The sequence below is a fragment of the Mesorhizobium sp. SARCC-RB16n genome, assembly GCF_008520305.1.
Taxonomy (GTDB): Bacteria; Pseudomonadota; Alphaproteobacteria; order Rhizobiales; family Rhizobiaceae; genus Mesorhizobium.
The window spans coordinates 86,305-100,656 of record NZ_ML703262.1; the positions used below are offsets into that span (position 1 = coordinate 86,305).

The 14,352-nt window shown below is 63.7% G+C and carries 15 protein-coding genes, 1 pseudogene and 1 riboswitch; of the genes and pseudogenes, 8 read left to right on the forward strand and 8 right to left on the reverse strand.

Translation table 11 applies throughout. The annotated features are described in order from the left end of the window. The first annotated feature begins 127 nt into the window (after window positions 1-127). The 3 genes from ftsE to C7I87_RS08565 all read left to right on the forward strand — a co-directional run bounded on the left by ftsE (window position 128) and on the right by C7I87_RS08565 (window position 2,602). Complete coding sequence (ftsE, locus tag C7I87_RS08555; protein ID WP_010911739.1) at window positions 128-787, forward strand: cell division ATP-binding protein FtsE; 660 nt, start codon at window positions 128-130, stop codon at window positions 785-787. Next, window positions 780-1,766, forward strand: a complete 987-nt coding sequence (locus tag C7I87_RS08560) for a cell division protein FtsX (protein ID WP_149903790.1) — start codon at window positions 780-782, stop codon at window positions 1,764-1,766. Before ftsE ends, C7I87_RS08560 begins: the two co-directional genes overlap by 8 nt. 110 nt (window positions 1,767-1,876) lie before the next feature. Next, a complete protein-coding gene (locus tag C7I87_RS08565) occupies window positions 1,877-2,602 on the forward strand; it encodes a YdcF family protein (protein WP_149903791.1) in 726 nt (241 codons plus the stop codon). Window positions 2,603-2,609: 7 nt separating this feature from the next. On the opposite strand, the pseudogene C7I87_RS08570 reads toward C7I87_RS08565, so the two are convergent. The 3 genes and pseudogenes from C7I87_RS08570 to C7I87_RS08580 all read right to left on the reverse strand — a co-directional run bounded on the left by C7I87_RS08570 (window position 2,610) and on the right by C7I87_RS08580 (window position 4,165). After that, window positions 2,610-3,166, reverse strand: a pseudogene (locus tag C7I87_RS08570) (pyridoxamine 5'-phosphate oxidase family protein). 25 nt (window positions 3,167-3,191) lie between these two features. Beyond that, a complete protein-coding gene (locus C7I87_RS08575; protein WP_149903792.1) occupies window positions 3,192-3,662 on the reverse strand; it encodes a nuclear transport factor 2 family protein in 471 nt (156 codons plus the stop codon). Window positions 3,663-3,721: 59 nt separating this feature from the next. Next, window positions 3,722-4,165, reverse strand: coding sequence for a carboxymuconolactone decarboxylase family protein (locus C7I87_RS08580; RefSeq protein ID WP_246696230.1), 444 nt, complete (start codon window positions 4,163-4,165; stop codon window positions 3,722-3,724). Window positions 4,166-4,376: 211 nt separating this feature from the next. Between C7I87_RS08580 and C7I87_RS08585 the strand changes: the two genes are divergently transcribed. Next, window positions 4,377-5,282, forward strand: coding sequence for a LysR family transcriptional regulator (locus C7I87_RS08585; protein WP_149903793.1), 906 nt, complete (start codon window positions 4,377-4,379; stop codon window positions 5,280-5,282). A gap of 76 nt (window positions 5,283-5,358) precedes the next feature. Further along, window positions 5,359-6,147 carry a lysophospholipid acyltransferase family protein gene (locus C7I87_RS08590; protein WP_149903794.1) on the forward strand — a complete coding sequence of 263 codons (789 nt, stop codon included), beginning with the start codon at window positions 5,359-5,361 and terminating at the stop codon, window positions 6,145-6,147. 18 nt (window positions 6,148-6,165) lie between these two features. On the opposite strand, the gene C7I87_RS08595 is transcribed toward C7I87_RS08590, so the two are convergent. The 3 genes from C7I87_RS08595 to C7I87_RS08605 form a co-directional block, all read right to left on the reverse strand. Beyond that, a complete protein-coding gene (locus C7I87_RS08595; protein WP_149903795.1) occupies window positions 6,166-6,792 on the reverse strand; it encodes a LysE family translocator in 627 nt (208 codons plus the stop codon). Between the two features lie 93 nt (window positions 6,793-6,885). Continuing rightward, a complete protein-coding gene (locus tag C7I87_RS08600) occupies window positions 6,886-7,833 on the reverse strand; it encodes an aldo/keto reductase (protein WP_149903796.1) in 948 nt (315 codons plus the stop codon). 122 nt (window positions 7,834-7,955) lie between these two features. Next, a complete protein-coding gene (locus C7I87_RS08605; protein WP_149903797.1) occupies window positions 7,956-8,477 on the reverse strand; it encodes a gamma-glutamylcyclotransferase in 522 nt (173 codons plus the stop codon). A gap of 134 nt (window positions 8,478-8,611) precedes the next feature. Between C7I87_RS08605 and C7I87_RS08610 the strand changes: the two genes are divergently transcribed. Together C7I87_RS08610 and C7I87_RS08615 are read left to right on the forward strand one after the other, a co-directional pair. Further along, window positions 8,612-9,610: a DUF2125 domain-containing protein gene (locus C7I87_RS08610; protein ID WP_149903798.1), complete on the forward strand. Its 999-nt coding sequence runs from the start codon at window positions 8,612-8,614 to the stop codon at window positions 9,608-9,610. 91 nt (window positions 9,611-9,701) lie between these two features. Then, window positions 9,702-10,631 carry a sugar kinase gene (locus C7I87_RS08615; RefSeq protein WP_149903799.1) on the forward strand — a complete coding sequence of 310 codons (930 nt, stop codon included), beginning with the start codon at window positions 9,702-9,704 and terminating at the stop codon, window positions 10,629-10,631. Here C7I87_RS08615 and C7I87_RS08620 read toward each other — a convergent pair. Next, window positions 10,628-11,563: a prephenate/arogenate dehydrogenase family protein gene (locus C7I87_RS08620; RefSeq protein WP_188393781.1), complete on the reverse strand. Its 936-nt coding sequence runs from the start codon at window positions 11,561-11,563 to the stop codon at window positions 10,628-10,630. The genes C7I87_RS08615 and C7I87_RS08620 overlap by 4 nt on opposite strands. Before the next feature lie 13 nt (window positions 11,564-11,576). Further along, window positions 11,577-12,695, reverse strand: coding sequence for a histidinol-phosphate transaminase (gene hisC, locus C7I87_RS08625; protein ID WP_149903801.1), 1,119 nt, complete (start codon window positions 12,693-12,695; stop codon window positions 11,577-11,579). A 136-nt stretch (window positions 12,696-12,831) separates the two neighbouring features. Next, a riboswitch (SAM riboswitch) is annotated at window positions 12,832-12,909 on the forward strand. 119 nt (window positions 12,910-13,028) lie between these two features. On the opposite strand from hisC, the gene C7I87_RS08630 reads away from it, so the two are divergent. Beyond that, window positions 13,029-14,198 (forward strand): homoserine O-acetyltransferase MetX, encoded by a 1,170-nt coding sequence (locus C7I87_RS08630; RefSeq protein WP_149903802.1) that lies wholly within the window; start codon window positions 13,029-13,031, stop codon window positions 14,196-14,198. Window positions 14,199-14,352 lie beyond the last annotated feature (154 nt).

The window sequence follows — 14,352 nt, forward strand, 5'->3', positions numbered from 1 at the left end:
CGGCCGATGGTCTTTTCCCAGAACAGGCCGGCTCGCTGCCGGCTCTAAAAGAGACAGAGCATGATGTCGCCCGAAAACCGCGTCACACTTTTCGGCATCGTGCTCTAGAAATTTCAGGTCGCCGAAATTGATTCGCTTCGAAAATGTCGGCCTCCGCTATGGCATGGGTCCGGAAATCCTCCGCGACATCTCCCTGCACATACCGGAGCGCTCCTTCCAGTTCCTGAGCGGGCCTTCGGGCGCCGGCAAGACGACCTTGCTGCGCCTTTTGTTCATGTCGCTGAAACCGACGCGCGGGCTGATCACCATCTTCGGGAAGGATCGCTCGCGCATCTCCCGCACCGAACTGCCGCATCTGCGGCGCCGTATCGGCGTGGTCTTCCAGGATTTTCGCCTGCTCGACCATATGACCACCTATGAAAATGTCGCTTTGCCATTGCGCGTGCGCGGGCGCGAGGAAGCGAGCTACCGCACCGATGTCACCGAGTTGTTGAAATGGGTGGGGCTTGGCGAGCGCATGCATGTGCTGCCGCCGGTGCTGTCAGGCGGCGAGAAGCAACGCGCCGCGATCGCGCGCGCCCTGATCGAGCAGCCGGAGATCCTGCTCGCCGACGAGCCGACCGGCAACGTCGATCCGCCATTGGCGCGGCGCCTGCTCAGGCTGTTCATCGAGCTCAATCGCCTCGGCACCGCCGTGGTGATCGCGACCCACGACCTTGGCCTGATGGAGCAGGTTGACGCGCGCCGCATGATCCTGGCCGGCGGAAGGCTTGATATCTATGACTGAGCTATCGGCCGACCATTTCGAGGACCAAGACGCCGAGGCGGTCGAGGCGAGACCGCGCGCCCAGCGCAAGATGGCGCCGATCGTGCCGGCGCAGAACATTGCCGGCCGCGCTCTGGTGCTGGTCATCGCCATCATGACCTTCCTGTCCTGCCTGACCTTCGGCGCGGTGACGCTGGTGCGCGACACGGCTTCGGTCTGGGAAAACCAGATTTCGCGCGAGGCAACGATCCAGATCAAGCCGGCTGACGGCCTCGACATGGAGGCAGCGCTTACCCAGGCCTCGCAGATTGCCGGCGAATTCCCCGGCGTGAAGTCGACCCGCATCATCGACCGCGAAGCGACCGCCAGGCTGCTGGAGCCCTGGCTGGGTTCGGGCCTCAATATCGACGACCTGCCGGTGCCGCGCCTGATCATCGTCACCATCGACGAGAACAGCCCGCCCGACTTCGCCGCCATGCGCGCCGCGATCACGCCGAAACTGCCGAGTGCATCGCTCGACGACCACCGCACCTGGGTCGACCGGCTGGTGGCCATGGCCCGCACCACGGTGACCATCGGCGTCGCCGTGCTGGCGTTGATGCTGTCCGCGACAGTGCTGACGGTGGTGTTCGCGACCCGTGGCGCCATGGACGGCAACGGCCACATCATCGAGGTGCTGCATTTCGTCGGCGCCGAGGCGCGCTTCATCGCACGCGAATTCCGCCGGCATTTCCTGGTCACCGGCATGAAGGGCGCGGCCGCCGGCGGTGCTGCCGCGGTGCTCGTCTTCATCGTGTTCTCCTGGTGGTCGTCGCGCAATATGGCAACGCCGCAGGCCGATCAGGCGACCGCCTTGTTTGGTAATTTCGCCATCGGCTCGGCGGGTTATCTCGGCGTCGTCCTGATGGTGCTGGTCATCGGCGCTCTGACGGCGGCGACCTCGCACGTCACCGTCGTCGCCTATCTCAGCGACATCGACGTTCGCCAGCCCGATGCCTGAGACGCCTGTTGTCGGTTGGACGGTGTGGATGAAGTGATCACGGATGGAGAATTTGCGTAACGCAAAGTGCGTCTTTTATCTATCAAAGGCCGCATTTCAGGATTAACCATATGGCTATGGACGTGCGGGATTCGACCGGGACGGCTGGACAGATGCCAGTAGTGGTTATTCGCTCGCGCGACCACGGCAAGGTCAGCCGTTTGCGGACGGCCTGGCGCCTCTCGGCTCTCTCGCTGCTCATCCTTGCAACACTGTTTGCCGGCGGCTTCGGCTGGTTCGCCAACAAGGTTAGCCACCTGACCACGCCCGCCAATCCGGCGAAGGCCGATGCGATCATCGTGTTGACCGGCGGTCAGTCGCGCCTCGACGCAGCGATGGAACTTCTGGCATCCGGCAAGGGCGAGCGGCTTTTGATCAGTGGCGTGCATCCCTCCGCCAGCCGTCGCCAACTCCAGGCGGCGACCGGTGGCGACAAGCAGCTGTTTTCCTGCTGTGTCGACATCGATCGAGCCGCGCTCGACACGATCGGCAACGCCGAGGAAAGCGCAAAATGGGTGGAAAACCATGCCTATGGCACGGTGATCCTGGTCACCAACAATTATCACATGCCGCGCAGCCTGCTGGAGATGGGCCGGCTGCTGCATGGCGCCAAGCTCGAACCCTACCCGGTGGTCAATTCCAACCTCGACAATGGCGGCTGGCTGGTCAAGCCGCAGGCACTGCGGGTGCTGTTCACCGAATATACCAAATACCTGCTGGCGCTGGCTCGCGGCGTTATCCCGGTGAAGCCGACGCCCGAAGGCATCGCGCTGGCCGAGACCGCCGCCGGCGGCTGAGCCCGCGTCATTGCCTGGCGCCAACCCCTGAAACGCCCTTGAGGCGCGCGATCTCCTGTTCAAGGTTCTGGATGCGGCGGTCGCGCTCGCCAAGCGCCGCCGCCACATCTGCCGCCTCGAAACGCTGCGGTATATGTTGCGGGCAATTGGCATCCCAGGCCGAGACGGTGAACAGAATGATCTGCTCCGGACGCGCCTTGTAGTCCGGCGGCATCAGCCTTGCCGTCAACTCGGCATCGTCTTCGACAACGCGCGCCGTGCCCCAGATCTTGATGCGCTGGCGCCAGAAAAATCCGCGAAGCCGATCGTCTTCTCGTCGAGCACCTTGAGAAAGCCGGCAGGGCCGCCGCGATGCTGGATGTAGGGCTGGCCATCGCCATTAGCCGTCGACAGGAAGACACTGGTCTGCATTTCGATGAAAGTGGCAAGGTCTGCCGTGATGACGGCTTGCCAACCGCCGCGCTCCTCGACGCGGGCGTAGGACTGGCGCGACCCCTTGCGCGCCTGGATCGCCTTGACCGTCGGCGTGAAGGCGACATCGCTCGTAAAAGCGTGTGCATTCATCGAAACCTCCTTGCATGAAACGTTTCTAAAGTCCGAGCTCCGACAATGTCGGGTGGTCGTCCGGCCGCCGGCCGAGCGGCCAGTGATATTTGCGCTCGGCCTCGGCGATCGGCAGGTCGTTGATGCTGGCGATGCGCAGGCGCATCAGCCCGTTTTCGTCGAATTCCCAGTTCTCGTTGCCATAACTGCGGAACCATGAGCCGCTGGCGTCGTGCCATTCATAGGCGAAGCGCACAGCGATGCGGTTGCCATGGAAGGCCCAGACCTCCTTGATCAGCCGGTAGTCGAGTTCGCGGCTCCATTTGCGCGTCAGGAAAGCCTGGATGGCATCGCGCCCCTGCAGGAACCCGGATCGGTTGCGCCAACGACTGTCCGCCGTATAGGCGAGCGCAACGCGCGCCGGATCGCGCGAGTTCCAGGCATCCTCGGCCATGCGCGCCTTCTGGACTGATGTCTCTGCGGTAAAGGGCGGAAGCGGCGGGCGGCTCTTAGACATTGGATTCCTCTTGGGCATGAAGGATGGGGACCGGCGAGCACCGCGGCTCCTTTCCGGATTCAGGCAGCATCGCGGGCGGAAACAACCGGAAAATCGATCTCGGTCTGGGCAACCTCATTGATATAGTTGGTCCAGACGTTCAGGGCGACATGCTGGACGATCTCGATGATCTCCCCGTCGTCATAGCCCGCGAGCCTGACAGCGGCGAGATCCTCCTGGGCGACATGCCCGCGGCTTTGCGCAACCCTGGCGCCAAAACGCACCGCTGCGGCTGCCTTGGGATCCGTGGAACCGCCATGGCGATTGGCGAGCATCTCGGTGTCGTCGAGCCTTGCTAGGTTTTTGCCGAGATAGGTATGCGCGGACAGGCAGTAGCTGCAGCTGTTGATCTCGGCGATCGCCAGCGCGATGCGCTCGCGTGCCGGCGCCGGCAGCCGGCCCTTGGCCAAAGCTCCCATCATGCCGAGATAGCCTTCCAGTGCGGCCGGGCTGTTGGCGACCATCCGAAACAGGTTCGGCGCGACACCAAGCTGTTTTTCCACGGCCTACAACATGGGCTGCGCGGCGGCGGGAGCGGCTGCGATGGATGAAGGCGTGGCAATGCGGGGCATAAGGGATTTCCTTGTTGAGGTACCCCACCCATATGCAGCCTTCCATGTTGCGGATGTAGACGCCATATTTGCAATCAATCCTTCCATTTTCTGGAAGAAAGCTATGGATCGTCTCGAAGCCATGTCCCTTTTCGTCGCGGCGGCGGAAGGCGGCAGCCTTTCCGCCGCCGCGCGCCGTTCGGACGTTCCGCTGGCAACGGTCAGCCGCAAGGTCTCCGAACTCGAGCGGCACCTGAAGACACGCCTGTTGAACCGCTCGACGCGGCGGCTGACACTGACCGACGCGGGCCATGCCTATCTCGCTGCCTGCCGCCGCATTCTCGACGAGGTCGGCGACGCTGAACGCACCGCCGGCGGCGAATACAGCGCCCCCACGGGGGAACTCATCATCACCGCGCCGATCGTCTTCGGCCGCCTTCACGTGCTGCCGGTCATCACCGACTTCCTCGCCGCCTATCCCCTGGTGGATATCCGCCTCACGCTCGGCGACAGGATAAGCCAGTTGGCCGAGGATCATATCGACCTCGCCGTCCGCATCGGCAGGCTGCCGGATTCGCGCATGGTCGCCATCAGGGTCGGCTCGATCGGTCATGTCGTCTGCGCAAGTCCGGCCCATCTGGCCACACATGGCATTCCAGAAACTCCGGGAGATCTAGAGACGCACAGCTGCATCACCTTCGAGGGCCTTGGCTCGCTCGCCACCTGGACCTTCACCGTGGAAAAGGCTGATTTTATCGTGCCGGTCCGCTCACGGCTCCGGGTCAACACCGCCGAGGCGGCGATCGATGCGGCGATCGCCGGTGTCGGGTTGACCCGGGTGCTTTCCTACCAGATCGTCGCCGCCGTACGATCAGGAACACTGCGCCCCGTGCTCGGGGATTTCGAACCGGAGCCTTGGCCGGTAAACCTGGTGCATGCGGGCCAGGGCCGGCTGCCGGTGAAACTGCGCGCCTTCCTCGACTTCGCCGCCCCGCGCCTGAGGGAGCGCCTGGCGCAGGCGACCTGGTAGAACGGGCAGCATCGCACCGTTTCCTTTTTCCCCGCGCTTGGTGTAACCAACGCACACTTCCTCACCGGACCTCCCCATGCTCTATGTCAGATCGCTGGCGTTCAATTTCGTCTTCTACGTCAATCTGATCGTCCAGATGATCCTCTGGACCCCCTACTATTTCCTGTCGCCTCGTCACCGCGCCTGGTTCGTGCCGAAATTCTGGTCGCGCACCTCGATGTGGCTCTACGACAAGATCGCCGGTACGAAGAACGACATCACCGGGCAGGAGAACCTGCCGGAGGGCTCCTTCATCCTGGCGCCCAAGCACCAGTCGTTCTGGGACGCGATCGCCTTCTTTCCTTACCTCCAGGACCCGCTTTACATCCTGAAGCGCGAGCTGACCTGGATCCCGTTCTTCGGCTGGTACATCTTGAAGATGCGCATGATCCCGGTTGATCGCGGCAGCCGCTCCAAGGCGTTGAAGGCCGTGGTCGCCGCGACCAAGGAAGAAATGGCGCGCAACCCGCGCCAGCTGATCATCTATCCCGAGGGCACGCGCCGGGCGCCGGGCGATGAGCCGGCCTACAAATACGGCATTGTCGAAATCTATTCGCAGCTTGGCGTTCCGGTCGTGCCAGTCGCCCATGTCGCCGGCCTCTATTGGCCGCGCCGCAAGTTCCTGCGCTATCCGGGGACCGTCAAGGCACGCTTCCTGCCGCCAATACCGCCTGGCCTGGGCAAGGACGAGTTCATGGCGCGGCTGATCGGCGAAACCGAGGCTGCCTGTGACCAGCTTCTCGTCGAGGCATCGCGCGCGCCCAACCCGCCCGCCCTGCCGCCGACGGCGATCAAACGGCTTCTGGAGCTGAGCACGAAGGCCTGAAGGCCTCTGGCCTGATCGTCAACCGTACACCGCCAGCACCGTGGTCAGCACCAGCATCGCGGCAAAGACCAGATTGATGATCCGCGAGGCGACAGGCCTGCGCAGCAAGCCTGCGAACGCCGCACCCGCAAGAAGCCACACGGCGTGGATGACAACGATCATGACCGCGAGAACAGCCAGTTTCGTCCACAGGCCGAGTTCGGCACCGCCCTCTCTCGCAGAGGCGCTGGCGAACACGGCGGCGATCGCCACGTAGGCCTTGGGGTTGGCCATCGCGAGGAAAAAACCGGCCAGCCATGTCGGGCGAGATGCGTCGGCGGCGCGGTCAGCCAATGGCGGGGCGGTGGCGATCTTGAAGGCGAGGTAGAGGATGTAGGCGGCGGACGCGACAAGCAGCAACGGCGCCAGCTTCGGCATCGACCCAAGCACCGCCATAACCCCGGTCGCCACCATCAGCAGCACGGCGATGGTGCCCAGGACGATCCCGCCGGTGTAGCGCAGCGAATCGCGCAGGCCGAAGGCGGCGCCGACAGCGGTGACGCTTATCGTCGCCGGCCCCGGGCTACCCATGACGACGGTGGCGGCCAGCAACAGCGCAAGCAATTGGCGCCAAAGCTCCGGCTGCGAAACAAGCGGTCCGGCCATCTGATCCTCTACCCCCGAGCCCCCGTGCGAGGGACGGTATGACAGGACATGAGGATCGTCTTGGACGTTCGTGCGTCCGCCTTGCCGGCTGCCTCAGGCGCTGGCTTTGTCGAGTTCGGCCACGTCGTCCGCGCTCAACTTCAACGACACCGCCTTGATCAGGCTGTCCATCTGGCTCGGCTTGGTGGCGCTGGCGATCGGCGCGGTGACGCCTGGCCGCGCGATAACCCAGGCAAGCGCCACTTCCGCCTGCTTGGCCGAATGCCTGGCGGATACGGCGTCGAGCGCCGCCAGAATGCGCATGCCGCGTGGATTGAGATAGCTGCCGACATTCTCCCCGCGCTCGCTTTGGCCGAGATCGGCCTCGCTGCGGTACTTGCCGCTGAGAAAACCCTTGGCCAGGCTGAAATAGGTGATGACGCCAATATCCTCGGCCATGCAAAGATCGCGCAGCGGGCCGTCGAAGGAGGAACGGTCATAGAGATTGTATTCCGGCTGCAGCACCTCGTAGCGCGGCAGACCGCGCAGGCTTGCCACGTCAAGTGCCGCACGCAACTGGCCGGCATCGAGGTTGGAGCAGCCGGCATAGCGGATCTTGCCCTTGGCAAGCAGCTTCTCATAGGCGCCGAGGGTTTCCTCATAGGGCGTGGTCGGATCCGGCCAGTGCGACAGATAAAGGTCGATGAATTCGGTCTGCAGCCGCTTCAGCGATGCGTCGACGGCCTTTTCGATATAGGCGGCGGACAGGTCCTTGTGGCCCTGCCCCATGTCCGAGCCGACCTTGGTGACCACCACCACCTTGTCGCGATTGCCCCGGTCCTTCATCCATTTGCCGATGATGGTTTCCGATTCGCCGCCCTTGTTGCCGGGAACCCAACGCGAATACGCGTCGGCGGTATCGATGGCATTGAGGCCCGCGCCGACAAAGCGGTCGAGCAGGTCGAAGGAGGTTTTCTCGTCAGCGGTCCAGCCGAAGACATTGCCGCCCAGAACCAGCGGTGCGATGGAAAGGTCGGTGCGACCGAGACGGCGTTTCTGCAAGACGGATCTCCGTGATGATTGGGACCGGGCGATGCCGCCCGCTGGCTGGGTTCGGAGCCTAACCTAGGTCTTGCCGCATCGAGGTCAAAGGCCTGGCCGCCTTTTTCCGCACAGCCAGCGCTTCACAAAGGCGCTATCCGGCGCGCCACATCCTCCAGCCAGTGGTCGCGGATATCGAGCGCTTCCAGATGCTTCAGCGTACTCAGCACATAGTCCTCGTTGTTACCGGATCGGCCGACCGCGCCGCGCACCACGGCCGCCGCATCCGCCGCATCCAGCGCGCCGGCATATTGCTCGTGCCTGCGGTCGACGATGTAGGCCACGGCCTCGACCGCGCCGCCGCGGTCGATACGAACCTTGAGCGTCCGCTCGAGATAGACGCTGGTGACAAGCTCGCGCTCGCGCAGGTAGGCGATGACCTCGTCGCGCAATTCGCCGGGGACCCGGAAGGCGAGGCCGATGCAGGAACCGCCATGGTCGAGGCCAAGCACCAGTCCCGGCCGCTGACGCGTGCCGCGATGCACGAAGGAATAGACGCAGAGCGAGCGGCGGTAGCCATGCAGGCGGGCACGCCGTGTTTCGACATGCGCGAAACCCGGCCGCCAGATCAGCGAACCGTAGCCGAACACCCAAAAATCGCCCATATCGCCGCGCCTGATTGCAAAAAGAATGGCAACACCGCACCGGAAATCGGTGTTTTTTCCATCCGTCTCTGTCTACCTAGTGTTCGGAATCGAGAATCCGTCCACGCCATCCATGCGTTAATGAGAGCCAAAGCATGACGTCAAGTGACGAACGCCAACCGGGTAACCGCCGCCGCCTGTGGTGGCTTGCAGCGTTCATCCTCGTGCTGTTCGCCCTTTACAGCGCCGGCTGGTTCTACCTGGCCAGCAGGGTCAGGTCCGAGGCAGACAAGACGGTTGCCACGCTCAACAAGAGCGGCATCCAGGCCGGCTGCGCCAACCTCCAGGTCAGTGGCTATCCCCTGAGCTTTGCCGTCTCCTGCGACAACCTCGCCTATGAGGATGACGCCAAGAACATTGCCGCCTCGGCCGGTAGTTTCAATGCCACCGCCCAGATCGTCCAGCCCTTGTCACCCTTTGCCAATCTGCGCGGTCCGCTCCGAACCTCCGTCCCGGGCATGATGCCGCTCTGGATCGATTGGGACAATCTGCAGGCCAACGTCAAACTGTGGTACCCGCTGCCGCGGCGTATATCGCTGCAGGCCGAGGGGCTGTCGGGCCAGACCGATCCGGCCGACGACACCGATCCGGTCGAACTGTTCAGTGCCGGCAAGGCGTCAGGCCAGTTGCAGCCGAATAGCGGCGATCTCGACTATGTCGGCAGCTTTGGCGATCTCGAGATCGACCCCGACGCGATCGGTGGGCGCGTGCTGCCGGCGCTCGATGCCAGCGGCGACGCGACACTGAAAAACGGCGTTGCACTGGTCGGCACGCAGGTGAAAAGCCTGCGTGGCCAGAGGATCGAAATCCGCAACCTCGATCTGTCGTCGGGGACGGCGCGTATCACCGTTTCCGGGCCGCTGTCGGTCGATGCCGAAGGCCTGGTCGACGCTGATCTGATGATCCGGATCAAGGATCCCAAGGCTGTGGCATCTATCCTTGCCGGCGCCATACCCGAGCAGAAGAATGCGATCGAGCAAGGTTTTGGCGCGCTGGCGCTGCTCGGCAGCGAGCCGTCGATGCCGCTGAAGGTGGCCAAGGGCAAGGCCTCGCTCGGCTTCATCCCGCTGGGCAAGATCAAGCCGGTGCAATAGAGCATGATCCCGAAAAGTGGGAACCGGTTTTCGCGGACAAACGGTTTCCGTTGTCCAGAGATCATGTCCAACAAAGAGATCTAGTCCAGCCATGGCCAGACCCGTGAAGCTCCTGAGTGTCGGGGCGCTCACGCTGGATACGATCCTGCGTGTCGACACATTGCCCCACCATCAGGGAAAATTCATCGCTTCCGACGGCATCCAGATCGCCTCGGGCATGGCCACCAGCGCGGCCTGCGCCGCGCATCGTCTCGGCGCCGAAATATCGCTGTGGGCGAGTATCGGCGATGACGCCGTCGGCGATCAGTTGATAGCATCGATCAAGGCCGAGGGTGTCGATTGCAGCCATGTGCGCCGCGTCGGCGGCGCACGCTCGGCACTGGCCTCGATCCTGGTCGATGCGCATGGCGAGCGTATCATCGTGCCCTTCTACGACACGCGCGCGCAGGCTGATCCCGATGCTTTGCCGTTCGCCGACGCCACGGCATTCGACGCCGTACTGGCCGACGTGCGCTGGCCGGGTGCCGCGGCACTTGCCCTGAAAGCGGCGCGCGCCGCCGGCCGGCCGGCTATCCTCGATGCCGATACCGCGCCGCTGGGGGTGCTGGAGCAACTGTTGCCGCTGGCCTCGCACATCGTCGCTTCCGAGCCGGCGGTCCGCATCATATGCGGCCACGCGCTGGCTCTGGAGAGCGCCTGCACGGACCTGGCCTCCCGCACCGACGCGTTCGTCGCGGTCACGGGCGGCGCGGCAGGTACCTGGTGGTTCGATCGGAGCGCCGGATCATCCCGCCATGTCGAGGCACCGAGGATCAAGGCGGTCGACACGCTGGCGGCCGGTGATGTCTTTCATGGCGCCTTTGCCGTCGGACTGGCGGAAGCCATGCCGATCGAGCACGCGCTGCGCTTTGCCAGTGCGGCCGCCGCGCTCAAATGCCTGCGCTTTGGCGGCAGGCTGGGCGCGCCGAACCGGGCGGAAACGCTCGCCATGATGGCAGTAACCTGGCCTGAAACGGCTTAGCTCTTTGCCGGATGCTCGACCGCCTGGCGGCCAAAGTCCGGCGCGTCGATATCCTGGCCGGCCTCGATGATCGAGCGGCGCACGGCGCGGGTGCGGGTGAACAGGTCGAAGAGCTTGTCGCCGTCGCCCCAACGGATGGCGCGCTGCAGGAACGCCAGATCTTCCGAGAACCGCGCCAGCATTTCCAGAATGGCGTCCTTGTTGTGCAGGCACACGTCCCGCCACATGGTCGGGTCGGAGGCGGCCAGACGCGTGAAATCGCGAAAGCCGGACGCGGAATATTTGATCACTTCCGTCTTGGTCACCGATTCCAGATCGTCGGCGGTGCCGACGATGTTATAGGCGATGATGTGCGGCAGATGGGAGACGATGGCCAGCGTCATATCGTGATGCTGCGGGTCCATCGTGTCGATGTTGGCGCCGCAGCGACGCCAGAATTCCGATAGCCGTTCCAGCGCTTCCGGATCGGTTCCCGGCACCGGCGTGAAGATGCACCAGCGATTGTCGAACAGGTCGGCAAACCCGGCGTCCGGGCCGGACTTTTCGGTACCCGCCAGCGGATGGCCGGGAATGAAATGGACGCCATCGGGCACATGCGGCTGCATCTGCGCGATGACGGAGGCCTTGGTCGAACCGACGTCGGTGAGGATCGCCCCCTTTTTCAGCGCCGGTGCGATTTCCTCCGCCACCGCGCCGGACGACCCGACCGGCACCGAGACGATGATCAGATCGGCATCACGCACCGCTTCCCTGGCATCCGTCGTGTAGGAATCGCCGAGGCCCAGTTCCTCGGCTCGTTTGAGCGTGGCCGCGCTGCGCGTCGAGATGGCGACATGGCGAGCCAGGCCCTCGCGGCGGATGACGCGGGCGAGCGACGATCCGATCAGGCCAATGCCGACCAGCGCGATCTTTTCAAACATCGGTGATGTCATGGCTTCTAGCTTTTCAGGCGTTCTGGCTTTTCAGGAATGTCGTGAGCGCGGCAACAACGCCGCGATTGGCCTCTTCGGTGCCGACGGTCATGCGCAGCGCGTTGGGAAAGCCGTAGCCTGAAACGCGCCGCAGGATATAGCCGCGCGCGGTCAGGTAGTCGTCGGCCGCCGCCGCCGAATGCTTCTGGTCGTCAGGAAAATGGATGAGCAGGAAATTGCCGACGCTCGGCGTCACGCGCAGTCCGAGCCCCGTCATCTCCTTGCTCAGCCAGGTAAGCCAGGTCCCGTTATGCGCCACGCTGCGCTCGACATGGGCGCGGTCGCGGATCGCCGCGATACCGGCCTCGATCGCCGTCGCATTGACGTTGAAGGGCCCGCGCACGCGGTTGATCGCGTCGACGATGTGCATCGGCCCGTACATCCAGCCGATCCGTGCCCCCCCGAGGCCAATCTTGGAGAACGTGCGGGTCATCACCACGTTCTCGGCGCTGCCAACAAGTTCTATACCGGCCTCATAATCGTTGCGGCGGACATATTCAGCATAGGCAGCGTCGAGCACCAGCAGCACGTTTTTCGGCAGTCCGGCATGCAGGCGGCGCACCTCCTGGAACGGCACATAGGTGCCGGTCGGGTTGTTGGGATTGGCCAGAAACACGATTTTCGTGCGCGGCGTCACGGCCGCCAGCATCGCATCGATGTCGGCGCGCTCGTCGGCCTCCTTGACCACGACCGGGGTGGCGCCCGCCGACTGGATGTAGATCTTGTAGACCATGAAGGCGTGTTCGGTGAACATGGCCTCGTCGCCAGGCGCGAGATAGGTCTGCGCCAGCAGGCCAAGGATCTCGTCGGACCCGTTGGAACAGATGATGTTCTGTGCGTTAAGGCCATGCACCTCGGCGATCGCCTCCCGCAACCGCCTGGCGGTGCCGTCGGGGTAGACGTCGAGTTTGGCGGCGACTTCGCGCGCGGCTTCGATCGCCTTTGGTGACGGACCGAGTGGGTTCTCGTTCGACGACAGTTTGTAGACCTTGGCGACACCGGCCGGCGCCGTGCTCTTGCCGGGCACATAGGCGTCTATGTCCATGATGCCCGCGCGCGGGGTCGGACGTGCCTGATCAGGTGTCTGGTTCATGTCTTGCAAAATCCGTCGAAACGCCTCCATCCGGAAGCCGCTGCGGAAATACAAGCCACGGCACACAATGTCGAGAGGTGGCAGTGGTGCCAGCGGCCGCCATTGACGGCGAGGCGGGTGAGTTCTAGAAGGACGATGACAGTTCCGTGGTGATTTGGCCGGTCGGCTTGCAGCCACGTTAAACAATTCGCTAAAGGGCCGTTTGCGTGACGTAACCGGCTTTGCGAAGGCAATGCCGGTTTTTTATTGTTCGCCGCCGGCCGGACGAACGCATCGGCGGCGCGGAGATCGGCAGCGATTTCCGCAAAAGCACGGTGCAGCAAGAGAGACGTGATGGCTGCTCTGCGTGCAGGAAAGACCAACAACGAGGCCGACCAACCGTCGAGCCCGGTGTTGCGTTTTGGGCCCGACAAGCCGCTCAAGCTGGACGCCGGCACGCTGCTGTCGCCCTTCCAGATCGCCTACCAGACCTATGGCAAGCTGAACGACGCCCGCTCCAATGCCATCCTCGTCTGCCATGCGCTGACCGGCGACCAGCATGTCGCCAGCACCAATCCGGTGACCGGCAAGCCGGGCTGGTGGGAAGTGCTGATCGGCCCCGGCAAGATCATCGACACCAATCGTTTCTTCGTCATCTGCTCCAACGTCATCGGCGGCTGCCTTGGTTCCACCGGGCCGGCTTCGACCAACCCCGCCACGGGAAAGCCCTATGGGCTCGACCTGCCGGTGATCACCATCCGCGACATGGTGCGTGCGCAGCTCATGCTGGTCGACCATTTCGGCATCGAGAAGTTGTTCTGCGTGCTCGGCGGTTCGATGGGCGGCATGCAGGTGCTGCAATGGGCGTCGAGCTATCCCGAACGGGTCTTTTCGGCACTGCCGATCGCCACCGGCGCGCGCCATTCGTCACAGAACATCGCCTTCCACGAAGTCGGGCGGCAGGCCGTGATGGCCGATCCGGACTGGCATGGCGGCAAATATTTCGAGCACGGCAAGCGCCCGGAAAAAGGACTGGCGGTGGCGCGCATGGCCGCCCACATCACCTATTTGTCGGAAGCCGCCCTGCACCGCAAATTCGGCCGCAATCTGCAGGACCGCGAAGCGCTGACCTTCGGCTTCGATGCCGATTTCCAGATCGAGAGCTACCTGCGCCACCAGGGCATGACCTTCGTCGACCGTTTCGACGCCAATTCCTACCTCTACATGACGCGGTCGATGGATTATTTCGACCTTGCCGCCGATCATGGCGGCCGGCTGGCCGATGCCTTCGCCGGCACGAAGACCCGGTTCTGCCTGGTGTCCTTCACGTCGGATTGGTTGTTTCCGACCGAAGAGAGCCGTTCGATCGTGCACGCGCTCAACGCCGCCGGCGCGTCGGTGTCCTTCGTCGAGATCGAGACCGATCGCGGCCACGACGCCTTCCTGCTCGACGAACCGGAACTGTTTGCCGCCATCAACGGCTTCATCGGCTCGGCCGCGCGCGCTAGGGGGCTCGGCGCATGACCCCGAAAAGTTGCAGACTTTTCGGACCATGGTCATGCGTCAAACAGAAAGGCGAAGCCATGACCCCGAAAAGGTGCAAACTTTTCGGACCATGGTCATGCGCCACCCAGGAGGCGAAGCCATGAGACTTCCTGTGTCAACCTGTTGTGAGCAA